The following is a 26850-nucleotide window of genomic DNA, read 5'->3' on the forward strand; positions in this document are numbered from 1 at the left end:
GGAACGGGATGCGGGTCTCGTCCATGCAGCGCGGCGTCCTGCGCCGCTACGGCGCGGTGCCGGCGGCCGGGCTGTTCGCGGTGTGCTTCGCGCTGCCGCTCGCCGCGCTCGTCGGTGCCGCGTTCGACGGCGGCGGTCGTGCGTTCGCCGCGGTATTCGGCGATCCGCTCGTCGCCGACGCAATCGTGCGTTCGCTGGCGCTCGCGATCGGCGCCGGCACGCTGTCCGTCGCGGTCGGCGTGCCGGTCGCGTTCGTGCTGGCCGGGCAGTCGCCGGCGCGCCGTCGCTGGTCGCTCGCGCTGCTCGGCGTGCCGCTTGCGTTCTCCGGCCTCGTGATCGCCTACGGCTTCATCCTCGTGTTCGGCCGCGCCGGTTTCGTGACGACGCTGCTGGCGTCGCTCGGCGCGGATCCGACCGTGGTCGGCGGCGCGATCTACACGATGCCGGGGCTCGCTTTCGCCTACGCGTACTACCTGATCCCGCGCGTCGCGCTGATCCTCTACCCGGCGCTCGCGAATCTCGATCGGCGGCCGCTCGAGGCGGCGCTGACGCTCGGCGCACGGCCGTGGCGCGCGTGGTTCGACGTCGCGTGGCGCGAGCTGTGGCCGTCGATCGCGTCGGCGTGGTGCCTCGTCAGCGCGATCGCGCTCGGCACGTACGGCACGGCGCTCGCGCTGGCCGGCACGCAGATCAACATCCTGCCGCTGCTGATGTACCTGAAGCTGTCCGACGGACAGACCGATTTCTCGCAGGCCGCCGTACTGTCGATCGTGCTGACGGCGCTCTGCACCTGCGTTCTTGCATTGGGGGAAGGACTTGCACGGCAACGACATCATTGAATGGTCGAACCAGGCGCGCGATGCGCTGCAGCAACTCGCGCAACGGCAGCGCGGCGCCGACCGGCACCGGATGCCGGTCGGCGTGATCGGCCCGCGCGATGCGACGGACGCCCAGCTCGCCATCGCGGAGCGAATCGCGCACGGGCTCGCGGCGGCGGGCGTCGCGATCGTCGGCGGCGGCAAGCAGGGCGTGATGGAGGCCGCCGCGCGCGGCGCGCATGCGGCGGGCGGCTGTGCGATCGGGCTGCTGCCCGAGGACGATGCGCAGCACGCGAATCCGTATCTGACCGTCGCGCTGCCCACCGGGCTCGGCATCACGCGCAACGCGCTGATCGCTCGCGCGTCGCTGTGCCTGATCGCGGTCGGCGGCGGGCTCGGCACGTTGTCCGAGATCGCGCTCGGGCTGCAATGGGGCAAGCCGGTGTTCACGATTTGCGACGCGCCGCAGGTGGCGGGCGTCGAGAACTTCGACGAAGCGGACCTGCTCGTCGCGCGGGTCGCGCAGTGGCTGTCCGGTTCGGCGTAGGTCGGCATTCCGGGTAACCGGATGCATCGTTTCGGGTGGTATCGATTTAATAAATAGGAATCCTCTACATGAAGAAGATCACTTTTGCGCTTTGCGTTGCCGGCGGCCTCTGCACGGCGGCGCATGCGCAAGGCACCGTCACGCTCTACGGGATCGTCGACGCGGGTTTGGGGTACACGAGCAACCAGCGCGTCGCGACGAGCAAGGGGGCGCTCGGTTCGCCGGTCGCGTATCGCGGCGCGTCGAGCTACAGCTTCGCGAGCGGTACGTGGTCCGGCAGCCGCTGGGGGCTGAAGGGCAAGGAAGATCTCGGCGACGGGCTCGCGGCCGTCTTCCAGCTCGAGAGCGGCTTCAACATCGGCACCGGGCAGCTCGGCCAGGGCGGCCGGATGTTCGGCCGCCAGGCGTGGATGGGGCTGTCGAGCACGCGCTACGGTGCGTTGACGATGGGCCGCCAGTACGATCCGATCGTCGATTTCGTCGGCTCGATCGGGCCCGGCTCGTTCCTGACCGGCATGGGTGCGCATCCGGGCGATCTCGACAACATCGACAACCAGTCGCGCGAGAACAATTCGATCAAGTACGTGAGCCCGTCGTTCGGCGGCTTCACGTTCGGTGCGCTGTACGGCTTCGGCAACCAGGCAGGCAGCGCGAAGAACCAGAACACGTGGAGCGTCGGCGGCCAGTACGTGAACGGGCCGTTCGCGCTCGGCGCGGCCTACCTGTATGCGACCAACGCATTCGGTGCGAACGGCGGCGCATGGACCGGCTCGTACGACGGCACGTTCGCGTCGTCGATCAACGAGGGTTTTGCGTCGTCGAAGAGCATGCAGATCGTCGCGGCTGCGTCGACCTACCAGATCGGCGCGGCGACGCTGGGCCTGTCGTACAGCAACACGCAGTATCGGGCTGGTGCGTTCTCGACGTTCCGGGGCAACGCGACCTACAACTCGGTCGGCGGCACGGCGTCGTGGCAGGTGTCGCCGGCGCTGCGCGTCGCGGCCGGCTACGACTTCACGCGCGGCAGTTCGGTCGGCGGTGAAGCCGCGCCGAAGTATCACCAGTTGAACCTGGCGTCGTACTACTACCTGTCGAAGCGGACCGCGCTCTACGGTCTCGTCGGCTACCAGAAGGCGAGCGGCAAGACGCTCGACCCGTACGGCAATGTCGTCGCCGCGACGGCGTCGGTCGGCGACGTCGGCAACGGCATCTCGTCAGCGGGCAACACGCAGACGCTCGTGCGGATCGGCATGCGGCATACGTTCTGACGCGGCTCCGTTCGTCTCCGGCGAGCCCTTGCGGCCCTTGCGCAATGCGAGGGCCGTTTTTTTTGCGGCTGGCGTGCCGGTCGGGCGAAAGGGGGGGCGATGCGGACGTTCCGACGTGGAGCCTCGGCTCACTTGCGGGCTGCGCGCGGTCAGCGTATGCCGGCTTGAAACGGGGCGCGCAACCGCCATATTGACCGCGTACGCTGTTCTTCAATGATGCGGAAAAGGAAAATTCGATGCGCCTTCTGCTTGCCCTGCTGCTGCCGTGGTTCCAGTTTTTCACGATCGGCCGCCCGGTCGCCGGCGTGATCTGCCTGATCCTGCAGCTCACGATCATCGGCTGGCTGCCGGCCGCGATCTGGTCGGTGTATGCGCTGAGCCAGTACAAGACCGATCAAAAGATCGAGGCGGCGCTGCGCGAGCGGCGGTAAGCGGCGGGAGATTCCCCCGACCGCTGCTTCTGACGTTCAAGAGCAAGATTCCTATTTCAGTAGAAATCTATATAATTCATCTACGGTTAACGACATGATTTATATAGATTTCTGCTGAAATGAGCGTCTCCTGCACGATCCAGCTCCACGCCGACGGCATTTGGCACGACGTCGGCGTTGTCACCCTGTTCGGCGAGCCCGACGAGGGCTGGCGTGGTCGTGCCTATACGGGTTACGACGTCGAATGGGTCGTCCGGCATCAATTCGCCCGCGATGCGCACGCGATGGCGTGCGGTTTCCCGGTCGATCTCGAGCCGCTGGTGACACCTCACTGGCCGATTTTCCTGATCGATTTGCTGCCGCAAGGCTTCGGCCGTCAGGAGCTGTTGCGCCGCCTCGATCTGCCGGAAACAGCCGAGGAGCGTGCCGACTGGCCGTTGCTGCTCGCGGGAGCCGGTAACTCGATCGGCAATCTGCGGATCAAGGAAGCCGCGCAGTGGCTCGCCGAGCGCCAGGGGCCGCGGCAAGGATTTACCGACGATGACGTTGCCGCGCGCGGAGACGCATTCAGCGAATATCTCGCCGAACACGGATTCTTCGTCGCGGGATCCTCGGGCGTGCAGGGCGAGTGGCCGAAGCTTCTGCTGACCCGCGCCGACGACGGGCTGCTCTATCTCGATCACACGCTGCCGGACGCGCACGCGGTCGAGCACTATATCGTCAAGTTCGGGCGCGGTGCGAACCAGCGTCTTGCGCAGATCCTCCGTCACGAAGCGGCCTACATGGCATTGGCCCAGCGTCTCGGCTTGCGTGTGCACGCGCCGCTGATGCTGCGCGATCGGTCGCTATTCATCCCGCGGTTCGATCGCGCGCGCGTCGGCGGTGGCGTCGTCCGGTTCGCTCAGGAAAGCATCGCTTCGTTGACGGGTAAAGCCGGCTTCGGTGTCGTGCCGAGTCACGACGAGGTGTGCGGGCATCTCGTACGCCAATGCACGGAACCTCAAGCCGAGGTGGCCGAGTATTTGTGCCGCGACGTCGCGAATCTTGCGTTGGGCAACAAGGACAATCATGCGCGGAACACGGCGTTGCAACGCGACTTCGATGGACGCGTTGCCTTGACGCCCCTTTACGACTTCGCACCGATGTATCTGCATCCCGACGGCATTGCGCGGCGCATCCGCTGGGAACGCAATGATGGCGGTCGGCCAGACTGGGCGGGGGTACTCGATGCGGTTGTCCGGTCGAGCGAGCCGCAGGCGGGGGAGACGCATGCCGCGCTGGATCGCGACGCATTGCGGGCACGGCTGCACGCAATGGCGCCGCGTTTGCTGGAGATCGCCGATCGGGGTGTCGATCTCGGACTGGAGCCCGATGTGCATGCGTTCCTGAAACCGGGCATCGAGCGGCTCGCCCGCGAACTGGATGCACTGCGTTAGGCGGGGGCGACACGATGGACAAACGCTATAACGCGATGTCGCTTCCCGAACAGCTGGCGCTGCGGCGGCAAGCGATCGACGACGTTCTCGCGCATCCCGAGTGGTCGCTGCGCGAATCGGTGCGTCATCTGAAGCAGACGATGCGGCTGACGAGTGCCGAGATGGCGAAGCTCGCCGGTGTGTCGACGAAGACGATCCAGGATATCGAGCAGGGCCGCAGCGACGGGACGGTACAGACGATGAACCGCATATTCGGCATGCTGGGATTGAAGCTCGGCGTCGTGCGGCGGGCGCCGCAATAACGCGCGCGGAGGAAGAGGCAGCGCGTCGCGTATCCGTCGGGCGATCGCTGCGCGTGCGCGCCGCGCCCGGCCCGCGCGCATGGCGCGCTCGCCCGGCCGGCGCTCCGGCTTCACTTCACCGCAAACAGCGTCAGGTTCATGAAGATCTTGAACGCATAACCGAGCGTGACGGCGCCGGCCACGCCGCCCGCCCACAGCACGACGAACCACATCCAGCCGCGCATTCGCGGCCGGGGCGCCACGGGCGGGCGATCGGCGGAATCAGTGGTGGTAGTAATGCTGGTCTTCATGGCGCACCTTCCCTCGGAATACCCAGTAACCCATCGTCGTGTAGGCGATGATGATCGGCAGGATAACCGCTGCGCCGACCAGCGTGAAGGTCTGGCTGGAACGCGGCGCCGCCGCTTCCCAGATCGTCATCGTCTGCGGAATCGCATACGGGAACAGCGTGACGAGCAGGCCGACATAGCCGAGCAGCACGAGCGCGAGCGCGAGCACGAACGGCGTCATGTCGTGCCGGTCGCGCACCGCGCGACGCATCCACACCGCGCACCCGGCGACCAGGAACGGCACCGGCAGCAGGCGCCAGAACAGCCCCGTATCGAACCAGCGCTGCGCGATGGCCGGATCCTGCAGCGGCGTCCACAGGCTGACGACGGCGATGAAGCCGAGCAGCACGACGGTCAGCGGCCACACGACGCGATGCAGCCGGCGCTGCAGGTCGCCTTCCGTCTTCGCGACAAGCCAGCAGCAGCCGAGCAGCGCATAGGTCACGATCAGGCCGAGGCCCGTCAGCAGGCTGAACGGGGTGAGCCAGTCGAACGCGTCGCCCGCGAACACGCCATCCTTCACGTTGATGCCCTGCAGGAACGCGCCGAGCGCGATCCCCTGGAACAACGTCGCGCCGGCCGAGCCGCCGATGAACGCGAGATCCCACAGCTGCTTCGTGCGTCGCGCCTTCGCGCGGATCTCGAACGACACGCCGCGGAAGATCAGGCAGACCAGCATGAAGATCAGCGGCAGGTACAGCGCCGACAGCACGGTCGAATAGACGATCGGGAACACCGCGAACAGCCCGGCGCCGCCGAGCACGAGCCACGTCTCGTTGCCGTCCCACACGGGCGCGACCGTGTTCATCATCAGGTCGCGTTCCTTCTCGTCCGGGAAGAACGGGAAGACGATGCCGATGCCGAGGTCGAAGCCGTCGAGCACGACGTACATGAAGAGCCCCAATGCGATGATCGCGGCCCAGATTACGGTGACGTCCATAGGTTTTCTCGTTTGCGGATGGGGTGGGCTCAGACGGTCTCGATCAGCTCGTCGACGGCCGACATCGGGCGGCGCGCGGTGTGATCGGGGCGCGTGTCGGGCGTGTCGTCGTGCTTCGCGTCGGGCAGCGCGGGGCCGGCCTTCATCAGCTTCAGCATGTAGTACACGCCGGTGCCGAACACGAGGAAGTACACGATCACGAAGGTCATCATCGACAGGCTGACCTGCTGCACCGACAGCGGCGACACGGCCTGCGCGGTGCGCATCACGCCATACACGACCCACGGCTGGCGGCCCGCTTCGGTCGTCACCCAGCCCGCGAGCAGCGACACGAAGCCGGTCGGGCCCATCGCGAGCGCGAAGCGCTGGAACCACTTCGATTCATACAGGCGGCCGCGGCGGCGCAGGAACCACGCGAGCGCGGCGAGGCCGATCATCGCGAAGCCGAGGCCGACCATGATCCGGAAGCTCCAGAACACGACGGTCGAGTTCGGGCGGTCCTCGGGCGGGAATTCCTTCAGCCCGCGGATCTCGCCGTCCCAGCTGTGCGTGAGGATCAGGCTGCCGAGATGCGGCACTTTCACCGCGTAGCGGGTCGTTTCCGCCTGCATGTCCGGAATGCCGAACAGGTTGAGCGGCGTGCCGCCCTTCTCGGTTTCCCACAGCCCTTCGATCGCGGCGATCTTCGCGGGCTGGTGCTTCAGCGTGTTGATGCCGTGCTGGTCGCCGATCAAGGCCTGCAGCGGCGCGAGTACGAGCAGCAGCCATAGCGCCATCGAGAACATCTTCTTCACGCCCTTGTCGCGGCGGCCCTTCAGCAGGTGCCATGCACCCGTCGCGGCCACGACCAGCGCGGCGACGATGAACGCGGCGATCGCCATGTGGAACAGGCGGTACGGGAACGACGGGTTGAAGATGATCGCGAACCAGTCGGTCGGCACGACGCGGCCGTCGACGATCTCGAAGCCCTGCGGCGTCTGCATCCAGCTGTTCGACGCGAGGATCCAGAACGTCGAGATCAGCGTGCCGATCGCGACCATCAGCGTCGCGCCGAAGTGCGCGCGCGGGCTCACGCGGTTCCAGCCGAACAGCATGATGCCGAGGAAGCCGGCTTCGAGGAAGAACGCGGTCATCACCTCGTACATCAGCAGCGGGCCGGTGACCGAGCCGGCGAAGCTCGAGAAGCCTGACCAGTTGGTGCCGAACTGATAGCTCATCACCACGCCGGAGACGACGCCCATCCCGAACGCGACCGCGAAGATCTTCGACCAGAACAGACAGAGGGTCTTGTAGTACTGCTTGCCGGTCTTGAGCCAACGATATTCGAGCACGGCGATGAAGCTGGCGAGGCCGATGCTCAGCGCCGGAAAGACGATGTGAAAGGAGACGGTGAACGCGAATTGCAGGCGGGCCAGATCGAGGGCCGAAAGTGCGGTGTCCATACCAGATGACCGAAGCTGACGATACCCGCCGGCGGGTGCCGGCGGACCCCGGCCGACAGGCGGCGGGGTTGGCTGGAGTATGTGCCGCGATGTTGCACCGCGAAATGCGCCAACTCGTCGCAGATGTCCAGCCTGCCGCGCGCGAATTCGGGATAAATCGTTGATTCGTATCAAGAAGGCCGTTCGCGGCGCGTGCGGACGCGGCGTGGCGGTCTGACGCACGTGCGGCAATATGGCGCGTCGCGTCATCGGAACGGTTCGATCCGCACGCCCGTACCGTGCGGAACTTCGGGCGTGCCGCCGTGCGCGGCCGATCCGTTTCGACGCGTTAGCGTGTAACGCGGGCGACCGCGCGGGAGGGGCGTGGCGGGTGGGGGCCGCGGCTCGACCGTCGGCACGCGCTGCGTGAATTGCGTACACTCTCAGTCTCGTTTCGGCAGGGCCGGGCGCATCGGTTCCGGTCCGCGTTCACTCAGGGCACGAAGATGATCGATTTACGCAGCGACACCGTGACACGTCCGAGCCAGGCGATGCTGGCCGCGATGACTGCCGCCGAAGTCGGCGACGACGTATGGGGCGACGACCCGACCGTGCTGCGCCTGCAGGCGGCCGTGGCCGAGCGGACGGGCAAGGAAGCCGGCCTGTTCTTCCCGAGCGGCACGCAGAGCAACCTGGCCGCGCTGATGTCCCATTGCGAGCGCGGCGACGAATACATCGTCGGCCAGCTCGCGCACACCTACAAGTACGAAGGCGGCGGCGCGGCCGTGCTGGGCAGCATCCAGCCGCAGCCGATCGAGAACGCGCCGGACGGCACGCTGCCGCTCGCGAAGATCGCCGCGGCGATCAAGCCGATCGACAATCACTTCGCCCGCACGCGCCTGCTCGCGCTCGAGAACACGATCGGCGGCCAGGTCTTGCCGGAAGGCTATGTGCAGGAAGCCGTCGCGTTCGCGCGCAGCCGCGGGCTGTCCGCGCACCTCGACGGCGCACGCGTATGCAACGCGGCCGTCGCGTCGGGGCGCCCGATCGCCGAGCTGTGTGCGCCGTTCGATACCGTATCGATCTGCTTCTCGAAAGGGCTCGGCGCACCGGTCGGCTCGGTGCTGGTCGGCAGCCGTGCGCTGATCGAGCGCGCGCAGCGCTGGCGCAAGGTGCTCGGCGGCGGGATGCGGCAGTCGGGCATTCTCGCGGCGGCGTGCCTGTATGCGCTCGACCACAACGTCGAGCGGCTTGCGGACGATCATGCAAATGCCGCGCATCTCGCGGCAGGCCTCGCGCGCATCGAATCCGTTAAGGTGCTGTCGCATGCGACGAACATGGTGTTCGCGCAATTCCCCGAAGCCGATTGCGCGCCGCTCGAGGCGTGGCTCAAGGAGCGCGGGATCCTCACGCAGATGCTGTACGCGTCGCGTTTCGTCACCCACTGCGACGTGTCGCGCGCGGACATTGATACGTTCGTCGACGCGGTCGGCGCGTATTTCTCGCAGCGGCGCGCGTAACCGCCGCGAGCCGGGCCGTCACCGGCTCATGTCATTTCGGCAGCGGCGCGAGCAACCGGCGCGCCGCTTCGACCACCCGCGCGGACAGCGACGCCATCGTCGGCGACTGCACGGTCCACGCGTGCCAGTACAGCGTGACGTCGGTCGGATGCGCGGGCGCGAGATCGACGAGCCCCTGCGCGTCGAGCGGCGCGGTGCCGATCAGCGGCTCCGGCACCATCGCGTAGCCGAGCCCGTGCCGCACCGCCGCGAAGTGCGAATGGGTGCCCGGCACGTAATGGCACGGGTATGCACCTTCCGGCAACCCGAACTTCTCCTTCAGGAACGACGACTGCAGCGTGTCGCGCCGCGAATACGCGACGACGGGCGCGTTGCGTGCGCTCGTGCGGTTCAGCCCGCGCGGAAACCAGCGCGCCGCGAACGCGGCGGCCGCGAGCAGGCGGTAGCGCATCGTACCGAGCGGCGTCGCGACGCAGCCGCGCATCGGCTTCGGCTCGGTCGTCACGCAGCCGACCGCCATCCCGCTTTCGAGCAGCGCGAACGTATGGTCCTGATCCTCGACGATCAGCTCGAACAGGATCCGCTCGCCCGCGAGCACGGACGTCAGCGCGGGCAGGAACCACGTGCCGAGGCTGTCGGAATTCAGCGCGATCGTCACGGAGATCGGCGATTCGCGCTCGGTCGCGAGCGTGCTTTGCAGGTCGGCCTGCAGCAGCGCGACGCGCCGCAGGTGTTGCAGCACGCGCTGCCCGGCCACCGTCGGGCGGCACGGCCGCGTGCGCAGCACGAGCGGCGTGCCGAGGCTCGCCTCCAGCGCGCGGACCCGCTGCGTGACCGCGGACGCGGTCACGTGCAGGCGCACGGCCGCCTGCTCGAAGCTGCCCGTGTCGGCGACGGCCAGCAGCGCGGCGGCCTGCTTCGGATCGATCGTCAGCGACATGTCGATGGAATTCCTGTGAACGGGGACGAGAACAGGCCGTAGTGTAAGGCAGCCCGCGCCGCCGTCCGGGCGCGGCGAATCGTCCCGCCGCGCGCCATTCGTCATCGGAATCGGTCGCCGTGTATGGGACGCCGGGGCGGCGCGTGCATTTTGATCTACGCTATATGGATGTGTGAAACGTGGCAGGTGCGATGCCATCATGCCGACGACGATGCGCAGCAGACGCAGCCGTAAATTTGCGGATCATGCGGCGCGGCGGGCATACGGACGGGGCGGCACTCGTGCTCGCGCACACGCGCGTCGGCGACGCACGGCACGTGGTCCGCACAACACCAACCTGAACAGGCGACGGAGCGACTTCGCGATGATCTTCCGGCAACTTTTCGACCCGCAATCGTCGACATACACGTATCTGCTCGCCGACCTCGCGTCGCGCGAAGCGCTGCTGATCGATCCGGTGTTCGAGCAGGTGCGCCGCGACGCGGCACTCGTCGATGAACTCGGATTGCGGCTCGTCGCGACCGTCGACACGCACGTGCACGCCGATCACGTGACGGGCGCGTGGCTGCTGAAGCAGCGCATGGGCAGCGCGATCGCGATCTCGGCCGCGAGCGGCGCGCAGGGCGCCGACCGCTACCTGAACGACGGCGACCGCTGCGCATTCGGCTCGCGCTACCTGACCGTGCGCGCGACGCCCGGCCACACGAACGGCTGCATCAGCCTCGTGCTCGACGACGAATCGATGGCGTTCACCGGCGATTGCTTGCTGATCCGCGGCACGGGCCGCACCGACTTCCAGCAGGGCGACCCGCGCGCGCTGTATCGCGCGGTGCACGGCCGGCTCTTCACGCTGCCGGCCGCGTGCCTGCTGTATCCGGCGCACGACTATCGCGGGCTCACGGTGACGAGCGTCGGCGAGGAGCGGCGCTTCAATCCGCGTCTCGGCGGCGATCTCAGCGAAGACGATTTCGCCGGCTACATGCGCAATCTCGGGCTCGCGCACCCGCGCCAGATCGACGTCGCGGTGCCGGCGAACCTGCAGTGCGGCGTCGCCGCGAACGCGCCCGATGCGCAGGCGGCGCCCGACTGGGCGCCGCTCGTCTATACGTTTGCCGGCTTCTGGGAAATCGATCCGCAGTGGCTCGAGGATCATCTGCCGGCGGTGCAGGTCGTCGACGTGCGCGAACCGGACGAATTCACCGGCCCGCTCGGCCACCTGCCCGGGGCGATGCCGATTCCGCTCGGCGAACTGGCTGCGCGCACCGGCGAGATCGCGCGCGACCGGCCGGTCGTGACCGTGTGCCGGGCCGGCGGGCGGTCCGCGCAGGCGAACGTGCTCCTGCTGAAGGCCGGTTTCGACGCGGTCGCGAATCTCGGCGGCGGGATGCTGCGCTGGCGTGCCGAAGGGCGCGTCGTGATGGACGGCCGGTCGTAGCGCCCGAGGCCGCGCAAAAAAAATTCCGGACTGGTGTCGAAACGGCCGGTCGCCGTTCGTCGTCAAGGTATCCGAGATCATGTGGCGCCGCATGACGCAGCGCCGAAACCCTGAGAGACCGCACGATGATGCCGACGCTTTATGCCCATCCCTTTTCGTCCTACTGCCAGAAAGTGCTGACCGCGCTGTACGAGAACGGCACGCCGTTCGAGTATCGCGTGCTCGCGCACGATGATCCGAAGCCGATGCAGGAACTGACCGCGCTGTGGCCGCTGAAGCGTTTTCCGGTGCTCGTCGATGCGGGCCGCACCGTGGTCGAGGCGTCGATCATCATCGAGTATCTCGGCCTGAACCATCCGGGCCCGGTGCGCCTGCTGCCCGACGATCCGCGCGCGGCGCTCGAGGTGCGGATGATGGATCGCTTCTTCGACAACTACGTGTCGACGCCGCAGCAGAAGGTCGTGTACGACGCGCTGCGGCCGGAAGCCGAGCGCGATGCGCGCGGGGTCGCCGATGCGCGCGCGATGCTCGAAACGTCGTATGCGTGGCTGGAAAAGAAGATGGCCGATCGCGAATGGGCGGCGGGCGACCGCTTCAGCCTCGCCGATTGCGGCGCGGCACCGTTCCTGTTCTACGCGGACTGGACGCACCGGGTCGATCCGTCGTTCGCGAACGTGATCGCGTATCGGAAGCGTCTGCTTGCGCGGCCGTCGTTCGCGAGAGCGGTCGACGAGGCGCGGCCGTTTCGCTCGTTCTTTCCGCTCGGCGCGCCCGATCGAGATTGATTGGCGCGGCCGTCGCTCGGCGCGCGGCCGCCGCGCACGGCCGGCAGCGCGTGCCGGGGCGTCGGAAAGAAAGCAGCGGCAGCATCGCGGCGCGTGCCCGTTACATCGTTTGCGTGGCCGACTGCGCGAGCGTCAGCAGTTCGTCGAACTGCGTGATCAGCTCGAAGCACAGCAGGAACGCGAGCGTATAGGCCGGCGCGGGGAAGCGCCGGATCATTCCCAGCACCTGCGGTGCGAAGCGCGACCGGACCGCGTCGCGCGTCAGCAGCCATGCGATCGCGATGCCGATAGCGGCGCCGGCGATCAGGTCGGTCGGGTAGTGAAAGCCGAGATACGCGCGCGGCACGCAGATGAACACGACGGAATACAGCAGCGCGAACACGCCGGCGCGGCGCGCGATGATGAAGATGCCGGTCGCGATCGCCATCCACAGCATCGCGTGATCGCTTGGGAACGAACTCCACGCCTGCAGCGTCGCCGCGCGCAGCCCGGCCGACGGGAAGTGCAGGTGCAGGTCGGGGTTGTAGATCGGCCGCACGCGGAACGGCAGCACTTGCGCGAGCAGCCGGCCGATCGCGAGTGCGATGAGCCCGCTCGCGACCGTCGCGATAACCAGCTCGCGTTGCCGCTCGCGGTTCGGGCCCGGCTGGAACCACAGCCAGCACAGCACGGGAATGAGCACGAAGCCCTTGAACGTGTACAGGCCGGCGATCACGCGAATCGCGTGATTCATCAGCGGGCCGAACGTCACGTGGGTGAGGAAGATCTGGATCGTGGTGTCGAAATTGTTCATGTTCTGTGACCCCGGCGGATGCGCAGCACGCGGCGTGCGGCCGGCAGGATCTGGAAGCGCGCTCGTACCGGAGCGCAACGGGGGGCAAGTATGTCACCCGTTATTTCGAAGAAAATGCAAAAAAATACCGGGAATCCCCTGATAAAACGGGGCTGCGCGGTGGGGCCGGATGGGAGCGTGCCGAGCGGCGGGGCAGGGGCGAATCATCCGATGTTTGTGCGTCGATGCGCGCAATCGCCGGAAAAATAATTGGTTGAACTGGACAATTCCGCCGGCTGGTGCGGACCTTGCGCCGGATGAACGAATGCGGGTTGCGCTCTGTGCGAATCTGTCGGGCCGCGCAGCATGATGCATGCGCCGATCGAAAATAAAAGAAAAGGCGGGCAAGCCCGGTGGGCCTGCCCGTTTTGCCGGCGCAATGCGGTCGTGCGGTTCGTCGCGATGACGCGCGAGGCGGTGCCGGGGCTCGTCGAAGCCGCGCGAAGTCTGACCTGGGCGGCGTGGGCCGCGCCGTCAGCCGCGCCGGATTCCTTCGGGCAGCGCGCTGATGCGGCGCACCTCGGGCGAGTCGAGCCATGTGCGCGACGTGGCGCAGTCGGCGAACATGTCGGTCGCATCCTCGCCCCAGAACAGGTCACCGTCGAGCTCGAAGGTCGGCACGCCGAATACGCCGTGTGCTATCGCGTGATCGGTGTTCGCGCGCAACGCGTCCTTCACCGGCTGCGCTTCGACGGCCGTTACGCCTTCCGGAAAGCCGACGGCTTCGCACAGCGCGGCGAAGCCCTCCGGCGTCGACACGTCATGGCCGTCGCGCCAGATATGCCGGAAAATCTGCCGGATCGCATCGAGCGAATTGCCCATCGCGATCGCGAGGCGCAGCGGCTTGATCGGGTTGAACGGGTGTGCCGGCGGCATCCGGAACGGGATGCCGAGCTTGTCCGCGCGGTATTGCGCGTGGCGATAGGTGAAGACGCGTTTCGCCGCGATCTCCGCCGGCGCTTTCTGGCCCCAGTGCGCGAGCAGCGCGCCGAGCACGATCGGCCGCGGCTCGAACGCCGCGGCGGGCGGCAACCGGTCGAACTGTTCCTGCTGCAGGTAGGCGAACGGCGAAACGAAATCGAAATACCAGGTGGCGGTGCGCGCGGCGTTCATGGCGGATACCCTCTTGTGCATGGCCGGTTGACGGTTGCACGCATGGCGCGCATACGGGTGGCGTGCGATGCGTGCATCGGCGGCCAGTGTCGCATGCGGTCGCCTTTTGCGCTGCCCTGCGCTGCCCTGCGCTGCGCTGCCGGACGCGCGCGCGGCCGGCTACGACCCCGCGGCGTCGTCTGCTGCCGACGCGAGCCGAGCGAGGCTGTCGCGCACGGCGGCTGCGTCGTAGCGTGCGCCCGCGCCGCCGAGGGCAACGGTCGCCTTCTGCGCGAGCGGCAGCAGCATCGCGAGCGCCGCCGCCATCGTCGGCGCGGCGGCGAGCCGCGATTTTGGGCCCGACACCGTCAGCGCGCCGACGCATGTGCCGGCAGCATCGAACACCGGCACGGACGCCGACGCCGTCTCGGGGTCGCGCTCGCCGTACGATGCGGCCCACAGTCGTTCGCGCACGTCGTTCCAGCGTGCGTCCTGCGTGTCGGTGAACGCCATCAGCACCTTCCCGGACGCGCCCTGACGAACCGGAAACTCCTCGCCGACACGAATCGACACGCGCACCGCGCGTGCGGGCTCGACGCGGTAGAGCACCGAGCGCATGTCGCCCTGGCGCACGTAGAACGACGCGGTTTCCCCGAGTTCGCGGCTCAGCGTCTCGAGCAGCGGCTCGACCACCGGGCCGACCCGGAACGAGCGCTGGTACAGCGCGGCGAGCCGCAGCGGCTCGTGCCCGACCGCATACTGGCCGTCGTCGAGCTTGCGCATGAAGCCGCCATGTTCGAGCGCGGCGAGCAGACGCAGGATCGTGCTCTTGTACAGCCCGGTGCGGCGCGACAGCTCGGCGAGCGACAGCCGGTCGTCGGTCGGTCCGAATGCACGGAGGATCGCGAACGCGCGATCGAGCACGGCGACGCCGCTGGAGGCATCGGACGCTGAATCGGGCCCGTCGCCGGCGTGATCTGCTTGAGTGGTAGGCACTGCCTGCTTCCTTCGGATGATGGTCGATCGACTATATCGTTCTGTCTGGCAGAACTCAAGTTCCAGAAAATCGCAATTTCACGGGTATACCCCGCTTACAGCTCATTCGACGCGCGTCTAGAGTTCCGTCTAATAGAACTATGTTCTTTCAGATAGAACAATGAGGTGTCGAATGAGCGTTTCCGAATATCCGAAGGTGCTGGTCAGCGAGGTCGGGCCGCGCGATGGCCTGCAGAGCATCAGGACCGTGATGCCGACCGCCGGCAAGCTGCGCTGGATCACCGCGCTGGCCGCGGCCGGCCTGCGCGAGATCGAGGTGGGGTCGTTCGTGCCGGCCACGCTGTTGCCGCAGATGGCCGACGTGCGCGAAGTCGTCGCGCACGCGCTGGCGATTCCCGGGCTGCATGTCGCCGCGCTCGCGCCGAACCTGCGCGGCGCCGAGGGCGCATTCGGCGCGGGCGTGCACAAGCTGACGCTGCCGGTATCGGTGACGGAAGCGCATTCGCTGGCGAACATCCGCAAGACGCCCGCGCAGATGGTCGACGAGGTGCGCGCGATCGTCGCGCTGCGCGATGCGCGGTTTCCGTCGGTTCAGATCGAGGCGGGCGTGTCGGTCGCGTTCGGCTGCACGATCGCGGGCGCCGTCAGCGACGACGAGACGATCGCGATGGCCGTCGAGATGGCCGAATGCGGCGTCGACGAAATCGGTCTGTCCGATACGAGCGGCTATGCGAACCCGGCGCAGGTGCGCCGGTTGTTCGCCCGCCTGCACCGCGAAGTCGGCGACAAGGCCGGCGGCGCGCATTTCCACAACACGCGCGGGCAGGGGCTCGCGAACGTCGTCGCGGCGCTCGACGCGGGCGTGACGACGATCGACGCGAGCCAGGGCGGCCTCGGCGGTTGCCCGTATGCACCGGGCGCGACCGGCAACATCGTCACCGAGGATCTCGTGTTCCTGCTCGAATCGATGGGAGTCGACACGGGCGTCGACGTCGACGCGCTGCTCGCCGCGCGCGCGATCCTGCACGACGCGCTGCCGTCCGAGGCGCTGTACGGCCACGTGCCGGACGCCGGGTTGCCGAAGGGCTTCCGCTATGCGGACGGCCGCTCTCCGACAGCCGCTCAACCGGAAGGATGCCTGACGGGAGTCGCGCAATGAACGGCCGGCTACCTGCTGCGGCACTGCCGTACCAAGGCGTGCGCGTGATCGAGATGACGCACATGGTGATGGGCCCGACCTGCGGCATGCTGCTCGCGGATCTCGGCGCGGAAGTCGTCAAGATCGAACCGATCGCGGGCGACAGCACGCGTGCGCTGCGCGGCTCAGGCGCAGGCTTCTTCGGGATGTTCAACCGTAACAAGAAGAGCCTCGCGGTCGACGTGAAGGATCCGCGCGGGCTGGAAATCGTGCTGCGGCTCGTCGGAACGGCGGACGTCTTCAGCGAGAACTTCAAGAGCGGCACGATGGACCGGCTCGGCCTCGGTTATCCGGCACTGTCCTCGCTGAATCCGCGCATCGTGTACGTGTCGCACAAGGGCTTTCTGCCGGGGCCGTACGAGCATCGCACGGCGCTCGACGAAGTCGTGCAGATGATGGGCGGCCTGGCCTACATGACGGGCCCCGAGGGCCGGCCGCTGCGCGCGGGCTCGAGCGTGAACGACATCATGGGCGGCATGTTCGGCGCGATCGGCGCGATGGCCGCGCTCGCGCAGCGCGAGCGCACCGGCCGCGGCCAGCAGGTGCAGAGCTCGCTGTTCGAGAACAACGTGTTCCTCGTCGCGCAGCACATGATGCAGTTCGCGGTGACGGGGCAGGCCGCGTCGCCGATGCCGAGCCGGATTTCCGCGTGGGCCGTCTACGACGTGTTCTCCGTGAAGGACGGCGAGCAGATCTTTCTCGCGGTCGTGTCGGATACGCAGTGGGCGCTGTTCTGCGATGCGTTCGGCTTTGCGGCGCTGAAGGACGATCCGCGCCTCGCGACCAACAACCTGCGCGTGCAGGCGCGCGAGTGGCTGCTGCCCGCGTTGCGCTCGCGGCTCGCGCCGCATTCGGCCGCGGAGATCGGCGCGATCTTCGAATCGATCGGCCTGCCCTATGCGCCGATCACGAAGCCGCAGGACCTGTTCGACGATCCGCATCTGCTGGCGACCGGCGGCCTCGAAGCGGTGACGCTGCCGGCCGACGCGAGCTGCGCGGGCCGGCCGGTCGACACACGCACCGCGCTGCTGCCGCTGACGCTCGCGGGCGAGCGGCTGCGGCTGCGCTCGGCGCCGCCGGCGCTCGGCCAGGACACGTGCGCGCTGCTCGGCGAGCTTGGCTATGCGCCGGACGACGCGCGTGCGCTGATCGAAGCGGGCGTCGTCGCAGGGCAGTACGGCGCGGACGGTGCAGCGCACGGCGACGGGCCGGGCGGCGCGCCTTCGCCGAACGAAGTGGCGAGCGCGTAGCGCGGCCGCGATCCATCGAACGAACAAAGGCACCCGGCCGCGCGACGCGCGGGCGCGGATCGCTGCATCCACGGAGACAACCATGACATCCGCTTCCCCGGCGCTGGCCGCCGATCGCGAGACCGACGCGTCGGTCGAGCAACGGGCCGTGCGCAAGGCCGCATGGCGCTTCATTCCGCTGCTGGCGCTCGCGTATTTCTTCAACTATCTGGACCGCACGAGCGTCGGGTTCGCAGCGCTGACGATGAACCGCGATCTCGGGCTGACCGCGACGCAGTTCGGCTGGGGCGCGGGGATCATGTTCGCGGGCTACTGCGTGTTCGAGGTGCCGAGCAACCTTGCCCTGTACCGCTTCGGCGCGCGCCGCTGGCTCGCCCGCATCATGATCACGTGGGGGCTGATGGCGGCCGCGACCGCGCTCGCGACCGGGCCGACGAGCTTCTACGCGATCCGGCTGCTGCTGGGCATCGGCGAGGCCGGGTTCTTTCCGGGCGTGATCTTCTTCCTCGCCGTGTGGTTTCCGGCGAGCTACCGCACGCGCGTGCTCGCATGGTTCACCGTGTCGACGCCGCTGTCGTCGCTGATCGGCGGCCCGCTGTCGACGTGGCTGCTGCAGCTCGACGGCGCGCTCGGGCTCGCGGGCTGGAAGTGGATGTTCATCGTCGAAGGGCTGCCCGCGTGCGCACTCGGTTTTGTCGTGCTGAAGCTGCTGTCCGATTCGCCGGCGGATGCCGCGTGGCTGTCGGACGACGAGCGTACCGCGCTGCAGCGCGCGTTCGAGCGCGAAGGCGCGGCCGCCGGACGGAAGAAGCAATTCGGCGTCGCGCTGCGCGACGTGCGCGTGTACGTGCTCGCGCTGATCTCGTTCGGCTTCACGATGGGTTCGTACGGGATCGGCATCTGGCTGCCGCAGATGCTGAAGGCGCACGGCATGTCGACGATGCAGACGGGCTGGCTCTCCGCGGTGCCGTACTTCTTCGCGACGGTCGCGCTGCTGTGGTGGGCGAAGCGGGTGGATCGTCGCGGCGGCCCTGTCGCGAACCTCGCGATCGGGCTGTTCATCGGCGCGGTGGCGCTCGGCGTATCGACGCATTTCCTGACGCTCGGCCCCGCGCTCGTCGGCATCACGCTCGCGCTGATCGGCACGATTGCCGGCCGCACGATCTTCTACACGCTGCCTTCGCGCTTCCTGTCCGGCCAGGCCGCGGCCGGCGGGCTGGCTCTGATCAACTCGATCGGTGCGCTCGGCGGCTTCGCGGGCCCTTATCTCGTCGGCTACCTGAAGGACAGCTTCGGCACCTTCACGGCCGGCATGCTGGGCCTTGCCATTGTCCTCGCGATCACGACGCTGCTTACGTTGTCGCTGTATGCGTTCGACCGGGGCGAATGACATGAGCACGACGATTTCGATCAAGCGACGCCGGCTGCTCGGCGCGGCCGCCGCGTCGCTCGCGGTGCCCGCGTTCGCCGATACGCGCGCACCGGCTCAAGATGGAGCTTCCCGCATGACGACGCAAGGCAACTATCTCGCCGTCCGACCCGACTGGCTCGCGTCGGCGCTCGAACCAGCGCTCGAGCCCGACCTGCCGATCATCGACGCGCATCATCATTTCTATGAACGGCCGGGCTGGATCTACATGCTCGACGATTATCTGCAGGACGCACGCTCGGGCCACAACATCCAGGCGTCCGTCTACATGCAGGCGCAGACGCGCTACCGCGATTCCGGCCCGGCCGAGCTGAAGCCGGCCGGCGAGACGGCCTATGTCGCCGGCGTGACCGAGCCGCTCCGGCACGGCCGTCCGGCCGTCGCGAAAGGCATCGTCGGCCACGCTGACCTGCGGCTCGGGGAACGCGTGCGCGACGTGCTGGAAGCGCATCTCGAAGCGGGGCGCGGGCGGTTTCGCGGGGTTCGGCACCTGACCACGTGGGATGTCGATCCGACGCTCGCCAATCCGCTGTCGGCGGTGCCGCGCGGGCTGCTGCTCGATTCCGCGTACCGGGCCGGCGTCGCGCAGCTCGCGCCGCTCGGGCTGTCGTATGACGCGTGGCTGTTCTTTCCGCAACTGCCCGAGCTGTTCGATCTTGCGAAGGCGAACCCCGATACGCGGATCGTCGTCAATCACTGCGGCGGCGTCGTGCGGATCGCCAGCTATGCGGACCGGCGGCCGGAAGTGTTCGAGCGCTGGTCGGCGTCGATGCGCACGCTCGCGCAACTGCCGAACGTGTACGTGAAGGTCGGCGGGCTCGGGATGCGAATCAACGGTTTCGAGTTCGAGAAGGGCGCGCGGCCGCCGTCGTCCGCGCAGCTCGCGGACGCGTGGAAGCCGTGGATGCTGACCTGTATCGAAGCGTTCGGCGCCGAGCGCTGCATGTTCGAGAGCAATTTCCCGGTCGACAAGGGCTCGTATTCGTACGTGAACGGCTGGAACGCGTTCAAGCGGCTGACCGCGCATGCGAGCCCGGACGAGCGTGACGCGCTGTTTCGCGGCACGGTCACGCGCGCTTACCGGCTCGGCTGACGCGTGTCGCGGCGCGCCCGCGCGTGCTCACCCTGCCTCGACCAGCGCCGCGAGCTTCTCCAGCGCCATGCGCCAGCCGGTCTCGTTGTCGGCGACCGGCACGCCGGGCGGGATCCCGTCGTGCACGGCGTCCACGCGCGTGCCGTCCGCTTCGTCGGACAGCGTGATCGTGATCGTCATTGCGCCGCGCAGCATCGGATCGTCGGTCTCGAACACATCGATCTCGACGATCTGCTGGTCCGGCACGAGCGTGACGAAGCGGCCGTGGTAGGTATCGGTGCGCGCGGTGGTCTTGCCGGTGTCGGCCGACGGCGCGTCGTAGCTCAGCGACACGCGCAGCGCGCCGCCTTCGCGCGCGTCGTACGCATGCACGCGGCACGTCATGCCGTCGGGCACCTTCCATTGCTCGACCGCGTGCGGATCGAGCAGCGCGCGGTAGACGCGTCCGCGCGGTGCGTTCAGGTGCCGGCTGACCCGGGTCGAATGCGTGTGCGTATGCAACATGTCGCCTCCCGCGGAGCGCGCGCGACGGTGCACGCCGGATACCGGCGTGTCGTCGTGCTTCCTTCAGGAATCGTAGGCGCGGGCGGGGCGGCATGCAATGACCGCGCGCTCGCCCGCGTTCAGCCGTTCAGCCGTTCAGCGCAGCGTGGCCGCGAATGCGTCGAGCTGCGTAATGCAGGTGTTCCAGCCCTCGAAGAAGCCGAGCGCTTCGTGGCGCTCGCGCGTCGCGGCATCCGGATGCATCACGCGCGCCTCGTAGCGGCTGCCCGCGGCGTCGTCGGCCATCGTAATGATTGCCGTGAAGCCCAGCCACGGCACCTGCGGCCGCCAGCCGCCCGCGAGCATCGACGTGAACGCGATGCGCGCTTCGGGCACGATTTCGAGGAAGCAGCCGGGATTGTCGCTCGTGCCGCCATCGGGGCCGCGCATGAACGTGTGGAAGGCGCCGCCCGGCCGCAGGTCGAACGCGCGCACCTCGGTGGTCCACGGCTTCGGGCACCACCATTCCTTCAACAGCTCGGGGTCGGTCCACGCACGCCACAGCGCCTGGCGCGGCGCGCGCAGCGTGCGCGTGATGACGAGATCGTGGGCTTCAGCGGGTTCGACGTGGCTTGCTGACATCTTGCTCCTCCTGGTGACGGCGTTCGACGAATTCGACGAGACGATCTGATCGCGCCTCCCACAGCGCACGCTGCGCGGCGAGCCATTCCTCGGCCTCGGTCAGCCGGCTGCCGACCAGCGCGCAAGTGCGCGAGCGGCCGGTTTTGCGGGTCTGCACGAGGCCGCTGCGCTCGAGCACGGCGATATGCTTCATGAACGACGGCAGCGCCATGTCGAACGGCGCGGCCAGCGCGGAGACGGTTCGCTCGCCCTGGCCGAGCGCGCTGACGATCGCGCAGCGCGTCGGGTCGGCAAGGGCGTGGAAGACGTCGCTGATGCCCGGTTGAAAGTTAGCCATGCGGCTAAGTATAGGCGATGCAGCGGACATTTTCGTCGCGTAGGATGATGGGGCGGCAACACGCGCCGACCTGTGCCGCGTTGCCGGACGCCTGCCGCCGCTGCGCAAGCCTCGACGCCCGGCAGGCGTTCTTTCCAATCCGGGCGCATGACGAACGAACGCGTGCGGCCCGGCTGACCACCGGAGATGGCATGACCGAACCTGTTACTGTCCGCCGCGTCGGCGCGCGCGACGCGAGGGCCTGCGTCGACGCACTGGCCGACGTGCTGATCGATTGCGTCGAGGGTGGCGCGTCCGTCAGCTTCATGTTGCCGATCGAGCGGCCGACCGCCGTCGCGTTCTGGACGCGCGTGGCCGACGGCGTGGAGAGCGGCGAGCGCATCCTGCTCGTCGCCGAGGATGCGGCCGGCCGGATCGTGGGCACCGTGCAGGTCGTGACCGCGCAGCCCGAGAACCAGCCGCATCGCGCGGACATCGCGAAGATGCTCGTGTCGCGGCATGCGCGCCGGCAGGGCGTCGCCGCGCAGCTGATGGCAGCGGCCGACGCGGCCGCGCGCGACGCCGGCAAGACCGTGCTCGTGCTCGACACCGTGACGGGCGGCGACGCCGAGCGGCTGTACGAGCGGGCAGGCTGGCAGCGCGTCGGCGTCGTGCCGAACTATGCGCTGATGCCCGATGGCGCGCTTTGCGCGACGACGTTTTTCCACAAGCAGCTCGCGTAGCGGTGCGCGTTGGCGCCGCTCATCGGTATCCGCCATGCATCCCGTCTCACCGGCTCTCCTGTTCGTCGCGCTCGCGGCCGGTGTCGTCGCGTTGCTTGCGCCTGTGTTGCTCGCGGTCGCGTGGCGACGCCGCACGCAGGTACCGTTGCGCGTGTTTTGCTACGGCATGCTGACCTTCTTCGTGTTCCAGCCGGTGCTGCGCATGTCGTGGCAGATTCCGCTGTACCGCTGGCTCGCTCACGACCCGCGCTGGCATGTGCCGATGCTGGTGTTCGCGGCGTTGACGGCCGGGCTTTTCGAGGAATTCGGGCGCTGGGTCGCGTTCCGGTATCTGCTGCCGAAGCGGCGCGACGCACAGACGGCCGTGATGCTCGGGCTCGGGCACGGCGGGCTGGAGGCGATGCTGCTGGTCGGCGTCGGGTTTCTCGCGCTCGGCACGGGTTACCTGCTCGCGCACGCGGGCGTCGTCGTGCCTGAGGGCGTGCAGTCGTTGATCGGGTCGCAGTTCGCGGGCATGACGCTCGCGTCGCCGTTTCTCGCGCTGCTCGAACGCACGAGTGCGCTGGCCGCGCATGTCGGGCTGTCGCTGATCGTGCTGCAGGCATTCGTGCGCGGCACGAAGCGCTGGCTGGCGTATGCGATCGCGATCCATTTCATGTTCGACCTCGTCGCCGTGCTGCTGACGCGGTACTGGCATGTCGATACCGTGTTGGTCGAGGCGATCCTGTTCGCGTGCGGTGTCGCGCTCCTGTGGCTGGGCATTCGCTGGAGCCGATGGGGGGCGGGCGCCGGGGACATCGGGCACACCGCCTGACGCGCGTCGCCCGTTTCAGCTGTGCGCGGCGAGGTTCGGTCGCCGGATCGCCGGCCGTTTTCCGGTTCGCCACCGGCTGGCGAGGCGCAAGGCCATGCCGGCCGTGACGATTGCGATGCCGATGCCGATGCCGATGCCGATGCCGGCGAGCGCCGGGCGGCGCCTGAAGCCGTTCAGAAAGAAAAACAGGGCCGGCAACCGTGCCGGTCCGATATATTCGCGCAGGAAGAACTCCAACAAAACGCCACGGAACCGCCGCCTCGATGAAACGCTCCCATGTCGCTTTCGCCCTCACGGGCCTGCTCGTCGCACTGCCGATTGCCGCGTACGCGCTCGTCAAGCCGCTACGCATCGTCGCGCCCGCGCTGATCCCCGGCGTGTCCTGCCCGAGCGCAGGCATCTGCACGGACGATGCCGCGAAGCTCGGCGACGCGCAGCAGCTCTATCGCGACGGCTATGCGCGCGCGGCGGCGGCCGTCGGCACGTTCCGCGCCGCGCCGCGCGTCGTGTTCTGTTCGACGCGCGCATGCGCTGACGCATTCGGCCTCGGCACGCGCGCGGCGCTGACGCTCGGCAATTTCGGCGTGGCCGTGGCGCCGCGCGGCTGGCAGGCCTACTTTCTCGCGCATGAGCTGATTCATCACCGCCAGGCCGAAGTGCTCGGCAACCTGGCCGTCGCGACCAAGCCGCGCTGGCTGATCGAAGGGATGGCGTATTCGCTCAGCGAAGATCCGCGCCATCCGCTGACGGCGCCGTTCGAATCGTGGCGCACGCGTTTCGATGCGTGGCATGCGGCGCTGGGCGGGCAGCCGCTGTGGGATGCCGCGCGGGTGGTCGAATAGCGCAGGAACGCAGGAAGCACACCGCCGCGCTTCGTTACGCCGGCGCAAACGAACCGCCGCGTCCGTCGACGAGCGTATCCCGTCCCGCTTCGAGGATCTCGTCGGCCAGCGCGGGATCGGTGCCGGCGATCGCGCGCGACAGCACGAGCGCGCCGACCATCTGGCTGAAGACCGCGAGCGCGTCGCGGCGCGTCTGTTCCGGCGTCGCGCCTTCGGTCGCCACCATTCGTTCCAGCCGGTCGAGATACGCGGCGAGGCCGTGCGCGTAGCACGCGCGCGCCGCGTCGGTCAGTCGCGGCGCGTCGCCCGCGAAGCCGGACAGCGGGCACCCGGCCTCGACATTGTCGCGATGCGCCGCCGACAGATACGACGCCACCTGTGCGGCGAGACTGCCGGCGTTCGGCGAATCCGCGCGGTCCTGCATCGCCTTTTCCATCACCTCGGCAACCAGCGCATCTTTCGACTTGAAGTGGTTGTAGAAGCCGCCCTGCGTGAAGCCGGCTTCCTTCATCAGCTCCGTCAGCCCCACGGCGTCGACGCCGCGCACGCGAAACAGCCGCTCGGCGGCCGCGACGATCGCGCTCCGGTTCTCGGCAGCCTGCTGTCTTGACACGCCCATCGATCCCTCCCTGATTCTGCCGATCGCGTCGATTTAAAAACACAATGGCGATCACAATTGACATGCCCGGGCGGCGAGAACACAATGCACCGCAAAGACAATGGTGATCGACATTGATATCGAGTGTAGCCGACTTGGCGGGCTGTGCGAAGCCACGGCCGGAACTCGGATGGCAATCGGTCAAGGTCTTTGGCGCCGCAGGGTGACGGGCAGCGGACGGCTCGCCGTCTGCCTCCGGCGGCGCAGCGATTCGGTACGCAATGGCAGCCTCGTTTTCCACCGGATCTCACGCGCGCGACGAGCCGGCGCGCAGGCGATTCATCATGCGAAAGGAACGATCATGAAGATCGAAGGTGCAGTCGTTTTCGTGACGGGCGCAAACCGCGGGCTCGGGCTCGAGTTTGCGAAGCAGGCGCTCGCGAGAGGCGCTCGGAAGGTGTATGCAGCCGCGCGCGATCCGGCCACCGTGACGCTGCCGGGCGTCGTGCCCGTGAAGCTCGACGTGACCGATCCGGCGGCCGTCGCCGCGGCTGCCGACGCGGCGCGCGACGTCACGCTGCTGATCAACAACGCAGGCATTGCGCGGCTCGGCAGCCTGACGGACGACGGCGCGCCCGACGCACTGCGCGATCACTTCGAAACCAACGTGTTCGGGATGCTGGCGATGTCGCGGGCGTTTGCGGGAACCCTCGCCGGGCATGGCGGCGGCGCGATCCTGAACATCCTGTCGGTCGCGAGCTGGGTGAACCGGCCGATCTTGTCGGGCTACGGCGTGTCGAAATCGGCCGCGTGGGCGCTGACCAACGGCCTGCGCCATTCGCTGCGCGAGCAGCGCACGCAGGTCGTCGGGCTGCATGCCGGCTTCATAGACACCGACCTGACGCGCGGCCTCGACGTGCCGAAGGCCACGCCGGACGACGTCGTGCGCCAGGCCTACGATGCGATCGAAGCGGGGGCGGAGGAAGTGTCGACCGACGAGTTCACGCGGCAGGTGAAAGCCACGCTGTCGTCGGGCGTCTATCTGGAGGAACCGGCGCCGCGTTGACGCCGCCGGGAGGCACCGCCCGCCGCCCGCGTTCGCGCGCGGCGGGCTCGGCCCTTAGGCCGTCACGCCGTGGTGTCGATGATGCCCGGGATCTTCACGTCCGGGTTCACGTCCGCGTCGTAGTCGACGCCGGCGATCTCGAAGCCGAACAGCCGCAGGAAGTCGGTCTTGTAGCCGGCGAAGTCGGTCAGCTCGTACAGGTTCTCGTTCGTCACCTGGTCCCACAGCGCGACGACCTTCGCCTGCACCTGCGGATCGAGTTCCTTGTAGTCCGCGCGCAGCCGGCCTTCCTCGTCGATGCGCGGCGTCGTGCCGTACAGGCTGTCCTTGAGGAGCCCGTACACCTGCTCGATGCAGCCTTCGTGCGTGCCGGTTTCCTTCATCACCTTGAACAGCAGCGACAGGTACAGCGGCATCATCGGGATCGCCGAGCTGGCCTGCGTGACGACGGCTTTCAGCACCGACACGCGTGCATCGCCGCCGTGCGCGGCCAGCTTTTCGCGGATCGACAGCACCTTCTTGTCGAGATCCTTCTTCGCTTCGCCGATCGAGCCGTTCCAGTAGATGTCGTGCGTGATCTGCTCGCCGAGATAGGTGAACGCGGTCGTCTTCGCGCCGTCGGCCAGCACGCCGGCTTCATCCAGCGCGTCGATCCACATCTGCCAGTCCTCGCCGCCCATCACGGCGACGGTGCCGTCGATCTCTTCCTGCGTCGCCGGTTCGAGCGCGACGTCGCGGATCACTTCCTTGTCGGTGTCGAGGCCGCGGAACGTGACCGGCTTGCCGATCGGCTTGAGCGTCGAGCTGATCGTTTCGCCCGTCTTCGGGTGCGTGCGGCGCGGTGCCGCGAGGCTGTAGACGACGAGATCGACCTTGCCGAGATCCTGCTTGATGGTGTCGATCGTGACTTGCTTGACCTTGTCGGAGAATGCGTCGCCGTTGATGCTGCGCGCATAGAGCCCCTTTTCGGCGGCGAATTTCTCGAACGCGGCGCTGTTGTACCAGCCGGCCGTGCCGGGCTTCGATTCGCTGCCGGCGCGCTCGAAGAACACGCCGAGCGTGTCCGCGCCCGAGCCGAATGCGGCCGAGATCCGGGCGGCGAGGCCGTAGCCGGTCGACGCGCCGATCACGAGCACCTTCTTCGGGCCGTTGGCGATCGGGCCGTGCGAAGTCACGTAGTCGATCTGTTCCTTGACGTTGGCTTCGCAGCCGACGGGATGAGTCGTCACGCAGATGAAGCCACGCACGCGCGGTTTGATGATCATGGAAACCTCTTGTGAGAAA

At 68.0% G+C, this 26850-nt stretch carries 30 protein-coding genes; 17 read left to right on the forward strand and 13 right to left on the reverse strand.

Annotated elements, in window-relative coordinates:
- Positions 1 to 8: 8 nt before the first annotated feature.
- From ACNQQL_RS05585 to ACNQQL_RS05610, 6 genes are all read left to right on the forward strand, one after another.
- Positions 9 to 839, forward strand: a complete 831-nt coding sequence (locus ACNQQL_RS05585; RefSeq protein WP_034181653.1) for an ABC transporter permease — start codon at positions 9 to 11, stop codon at positions 837 to 839.
- Positions 817 to 1365 (forward strand): TIGR00725 family protein, encoded by a 549-nt coding sequence (locus ACNQQL_RS05590; protein ID WP_347063488.1) that lies wholly within the window; start codon positions 817 to 819, stop codon positions 1363 to 1365. The genes ACNQQL_RS05585 and ACNQQL_RS05590 overlap by 23 nt, the downstream gene beginning before the upstream one ends.
- 68 nt (positions 1366 to 1433) lie before the next feature.
- The gene (locus ACNQQL_RS05595) at positions 1434 to 2633 is read left to right on the forward strand and encodes a porin (protein ID WP_347063489.1); all 1200 of its coding nucleotides are present in this window, start codon (positions 1434 to 1436) and stop codon (positions 2631 to 2633) included.
- 236 nt (positions 2634 to 2869) lie between these two features.
- Positions 2870 to 3064, forward strand: coding sequence for a YqaE/Pmp3 family membrane protein (locus ACNQQL_RS05600; RefSeq protein ID WP_347063490.1), 195 nt, complete (start codon positions 2870 to 2872; stop codon positions 3062 to 3064).
- Between the two features lie 119 nt (positions 3065 to 3183).
- Entirely contained in the window at positions 3184 to 4500 is a 1317-nt protein-coding gene (locus ACNQQL_RS05605) for a type II toxin-antitoxin system HipA family toxin (protein WP_347063491.1), read from the forward strand.
- 14 nt (positions 4501 to 4514) lie between these two features.
- Positions 4515 to 4802 (forward strand): helix-turn-helix domain-containing protein, encoded by a 288-nt coding sequence (locus ACNQQL_RS05610; RefSeq protein ID WP_213265882.1) that lies wholly within the window; start codon positions 4515 to 4517, stop codon positions 4800 to 4802.
- A 110-nt stretch (positions 4803 to 4912) separates the two neighbouring features.
- Here the strand turns inward: ACNQQL_RS05610 and ACNQQL_RS05615 are convergent, their stop codons facing one another.
- Genes ACNQQL_RS05615 through ACNQQL_RS05625 form a run of 3 tightly spaced genes read right to left on the reverse strand, consistent with a single transcriptional unit; the run spans position 4913 to position 7513 of the window.
- Positions 4913 to 5092 carry a hypothetical protein gene (locus ACNQQL_RS05615; protein ID WP_047902253.1) on the reverse strand — a complete coding sequence of 60 codons (180 nt, stop codon included), beginning with the start codon at positions 5090 to 5092 and terminating at the stop codon, positions 4913 to 4915.
- The gene (gene cydB, locus ACNQQL_RS05620; RefSeq protein WP_347063492.1) at positions 5064 to 6071 is read right to left on the reverse strand and encodes a cytochrome d ubiquinol oxidase subunit II; all 1008 of its coding nucleotides are present in this window, start codon (positions 6069 to 6071) and stop codon (positions 5064 to 5066) included. The genes ACNQQL_RS05615 and cydB overlap by 29 nt, the downstream gene beginning before the upstream one ends.
- A 29-nt stretch (positions 6072 to 6100) precedes the next feature.
- On the reverse strand, positions 6101 to 7513 hold the full coding sequence (locus tag ACNQQL_RS05625) for a cytochrome ubiquinol oxidase subunit I (RefSeq protein WP_347063493.1): 1413 nt from the start codon (positions 7511 to 7513) through the stop codon (positions 6101 to 6103).
- A gap of 485 nt (positions 7514 to 7998) precedes the next feature.
- On the opposite strand from ACNQQL_RS05625, the gene ltaE reads away from it, so the two are divergent.
- Positions 7999 to 9012: a low-specificity L-threonine aldolase gene (gene ltaE, locus ACNQQL_RS05630; RefSeq protein ID WP_204422063.1), complete on the forward strand. Its 1014-nt coding sequence runs from the start codon at positions 7999 to 8001 to the stop codon at positions 9010 to 9012.
- Between the two features lie 31 nt (positions 9013 to 9043).
- Here ltaE and ACNQQL_RS05635 read toward each other — a convergent pair whose 3' ends face one another.
- Complete coding sequence (locus ACNQQL_RS05635) at positions 9044 to 9952, reverse strand: HTH-type transcriptional regulator ArgP (protein WP_347063494.1); 909 nt, start codon at positions 9950 to 9952, stop codon at positions 9044 to 9046.
- Positions 9953 to 10316: 364 nt separating this feature from the next.
- On the opposite strand from ACNQQL_RS05635, the gene ACNQQL_RS05640 reads away from it, so the two are divergent.
- Together ACNQQL_RS05640 and ACNQQL_RS05645 are read left to right on the forward strand one after the other, a co-directional pair.
- Positions 10317 to 11387 carry a rhodanese-like domain-containing protein gene (locus ACNQQL_RS05640; RefSeq protein ID WP_347063495.1) on the forward strand — a complete coding sequence of 357 codons (1071 nt, stop codon included), beginning with the start codon at positions 10317 to 10319 and terminating at the stop codon, positions 11385 to 11387.
- A 125-nt stretch (positions 11388 to 11512) separates the two neighbouring features.
- A complete protein-coding gene (locus ACNQQL_RS05645) occupies positions 11513 to 12172 on the forward strand; it encodes a glutathione S-transferase family protein (RefSeq protein ID WP_347063496.1) in 660 nt (219 codons plus the stop codon).
- Positions 12173 to 12272: 100 nt separating this feature from the next.
- Here ACNQQL_RS05645 and ACNQQL_RS05650 read toward each other — a convergent pair whose 3' ends face one another.
- The 3 genes from ACNQQL_RS05650 to ACNQQL_RS05660 form a co-directional block, all read right to left on the reverse strand.
- Positions 12273 to 12965 carry a phosphatase PAP2 family protein gene (locus ACNQQL_RS05650; RefSeq protein ID WP_204422061.1) on the reverse strand — a complete coding sequence of 231 codons (693 nt, stop codon included), beginning with the start codon at positions 12963 to 12965 and terminating at the stop codon, positions 12273 to 12275.
- A gap of 513 nt (positions 12966 to 13478) precedes the next feature.
- The gene (locus ACNQQL_RS05655) at positions 13479 to 14117 is read right to left on the reverse strand and encodes a 2-hydroxychromene-2-carboxylate isomerase (protein ID WP_347063497.1); all 639 of its coding nucleotides are present in this window, start codon (positions 14115 to 14117) and stop codon (positions 13479 to 13481) included.
- A gap of 159 nt (positions 14118 to 14276) precedes the next feature.
- Positions 14277 to 15092 (reverse strand): IclR family transcriptional regulator, encoded by an 816-nt coding sequence (locus ACNQQL_RS05660; RefSeq protein WP_347063498.1) that lies wholly within the window; start codon positions 15090 to 15092, stop codon positions 14277 to 14279.
- Between the two features lie 172 nt (positions 15093 to 15264).
- On the opposite strand from ACNQQL_RS05660, the gene ACNQQL_RS05665 reads away from it, so the two are divergent.
- The 4 genes from ACNQQL_RS05665 (at position 15265) to ACNQQL_RS05680 (ending at position 20062) form a co-directional block, all read left to right on the forward strand.
- Positions 15265 to 16251, forward strand: a complete 987-nt coding sequence (locus ACNQQL_RS05665) for a hydroxymethylglutaryl-CoA lyase (protein WP_347063499.1) — start codon at positions 15265 to 15267, stop codon at positions 16249 to 16251.
- Positions 16248 to 17540 carry a CaiB/BaiF CoA-transferase family protein gene (locus ACNQQL_RS05670; protein ID WP_347063500.1) on the forward strand — a complete coding sequence of 431 codons (1293 nt, stop codon included), beginning with the start codon at positions 16248 to 16250 and terminating at the stop codon, positions 17538 to 17540. Before ACNQQL_RS05665 ends, ACNQQL_RS05670 begins: the two co-directional genes overlap by 4 nt.
- 82 nt (positions 17541 to 17622) lie before the next feature.
- Positions 17623 to 18930 carry an MFS transporter gene (locus ACNQQL_RS05675; RefSeq protein WP_347063501.1) on the forward strand — a complete coding sequence of 436 codons (1308 nt, stop codon included), beginning with the start codon at positions 17623 to 17625 and terminating at the stop codon, positions 18928 to 18930.
- Position 18931: 1 nt separating this feature from the next.
- Positions 18932 to 20062, forward strand: coding sequence for an amidohydrolase family protein (locus ACNQQL_RS05680; protein ID WP_347063502.1), 1131 nt, complete (start codon positions 18932 to 18934; stop codon positions 20060 to 20062).
- 27 nt (positions 20063 to 20089) lie between these two features.
- Here ACNQQL_RS05680 and ACNQQL_RS05685 read toward each other — a convergent pair whose 3' ends face one another.
- From ACNQQL_RS05685 to ACNQQL_RS05695, 3 genes are all read right to left on the reverse strand, one after another.
- On the reverse strand, positions 20090 to 20566 hold the full coding sequence (locus ACNQQL_RS05685; protein ID WP_347063503.1) for an SRPBCC family protein: 477 nt from the start codon (positions 20564 to 20566) through the stop codon (positions 20090 to 20092).
- A gap of 135 nt (positions 20567 to 20701) precedes the next feature.
- Complete coding sequence (locus ACNQQL_RS05690; RefSeq protein WP_347063504.1) at positions 20702 to 21187, reverse strand: SRPBCC family protein; 486 nt, start codon at positions 21185 to 21187, stop codon at positions 20702 to 20704.
- Positions 21159 to 21524 carry a metalloregulator ArsR/SmtB family transcription factor gene (locus tag ACNQQL_RS05695; protein WP_347063527.1) on the reverse strand — a complete coding sequence of 122 codons (366 nt, stop codon included), beginning with the start codon at positions 21522 to 21524 and terminating at the stop codon, positions 21159 to 21161. The genes ACNQQL_RS05690 and ACNQQL_RS05695 overlap by 29 nt, the downstream gene beginning before the upstream one ends.
- Positions 21525 to 21715: 191 nt before the next feature.
- On the opposite strand from ACNQQL_RS05695, the gene ACNQQL_RS05700 reads away from it, so the two are divergent.
- Together ACNQQL_RS05700 and ACNQQL_RS05705 are read left to right on the forward strand one after the other, a co-directional pair.
- Entirely contained in the window at positions 21716 to 22246 is a 531-nt protein-coding gene (locus ACNQQL_RS05700; RefSeq protein ID WP_347063505.1) for a GNAT family N-acetyltransferase, read from the forward strand.
- Between the two features lie 34 nt (positions 22247 to 22280).
- A complete protein-coding gene (locus ACNQQL_RS05705; protein ID WP_347063506.1) occupies positions 22281 to 23060 on the forward strand; it encodes a YhfC family intramembrane metalloprotease in 780 nt (259 codons plus the stop codon).
- 15 nt (positions 23061 to 23075) lie between these two features.
- On the opposite strand, the gene ACNQQL_RS05710 is transcribed toward ACNQQL_RS05705, so the two are convergent.
- Positions 23076 to 23297 carry a hypothetical protein gene (locus ACNQQL_RS05710; protein ID WP_347063507.1) on the reverse strand — a complete coding sequence of 74 codons (222 nt, stop codon included), beginning with the start codon at positions 23295 to 23297 and terminating at the stop codon, positions 23076 to 23078.
- Positions 23298 to 23323: 26 nt separating this feature from the next.
- Here ACNQQL_RS05710 and ACNQQL_RS05715 point away from each other — a divergent pair, with 26 nt between their 5' ends.
- On the forward strand, positions 23324 to 23902 hold the full coding sequence (locus ACNQQL_RS05715) for a hypothetical protein (RefSeq protein WP_347063508.1): 579 nt from the start codon (positions 23324 to 23326) through the stop codon (positions 23900 to 23902).
- A gap of 34 nt (positions 23903 to 23936) precedes the next feature.
- On the opposite strand, the gene ACNQQL_RS05720 is transcribed toward ACNQQL_RS05715, so the two are convergent.
- On the reverse strand, positions 23937 to 24521 hold the full coding sequence (locus tag ACNQQL_RS05720; protein ID WP_347063509.1) for a TetR/AcrR family transcriptional regulator: 585 nt from the start codon (positions 24519 to 24521) through the stop codon (positions 23937 to 23939).
- A 340-nt stretch (positions 24522 to 24861) separates the two neighbouring features.
- On the opposite strand from ACNQQL_RS05720, the gene ACNQQL_RS05725 reads away from it, so the two are divergent.
- Positions 24862 to 25566, forward strand: a complete 705-nt coding sequence (locus tag ACNQQL_RS05725; protein ID WP_072440165.1) for an SDR family oxidoreductase — start codon at positions 24862 to 24864, stop codon at positions 25564 to 25566.
- Between the two features lie 62 nt (positions 25567 to 25628).
- Here ACNQQL_RS05725 and fabV read toward each other — a convergent pair whose 3' ends face one another.
- Positions 25629 to 26831 (reverse strand): enoyl-ACP reductase FabV, encoded by a 1203-nt coding sequence (fabV, locus tag ACNQQL_RS05730; protein ID WP_347063510.1) that lies wholly within the window; start codon positions 26829 to 26831, stop codon positions 25629 to 25631.
- Positions 26832 to 26850 lie beyond the last annotated feature (19 nt).

The organism is Burkholderia sp. LFS061 (genome assembly GCF_047978125.1).
In the GTDB taxonomy this organism is placed as follows: domain Bacteria; phylum Pseudomonadota; class Gammaproteobacteria; order Burkholderiales; family Burkholderiaceae; genus Burkholderia; species Burkholderia pyrrocinia_C.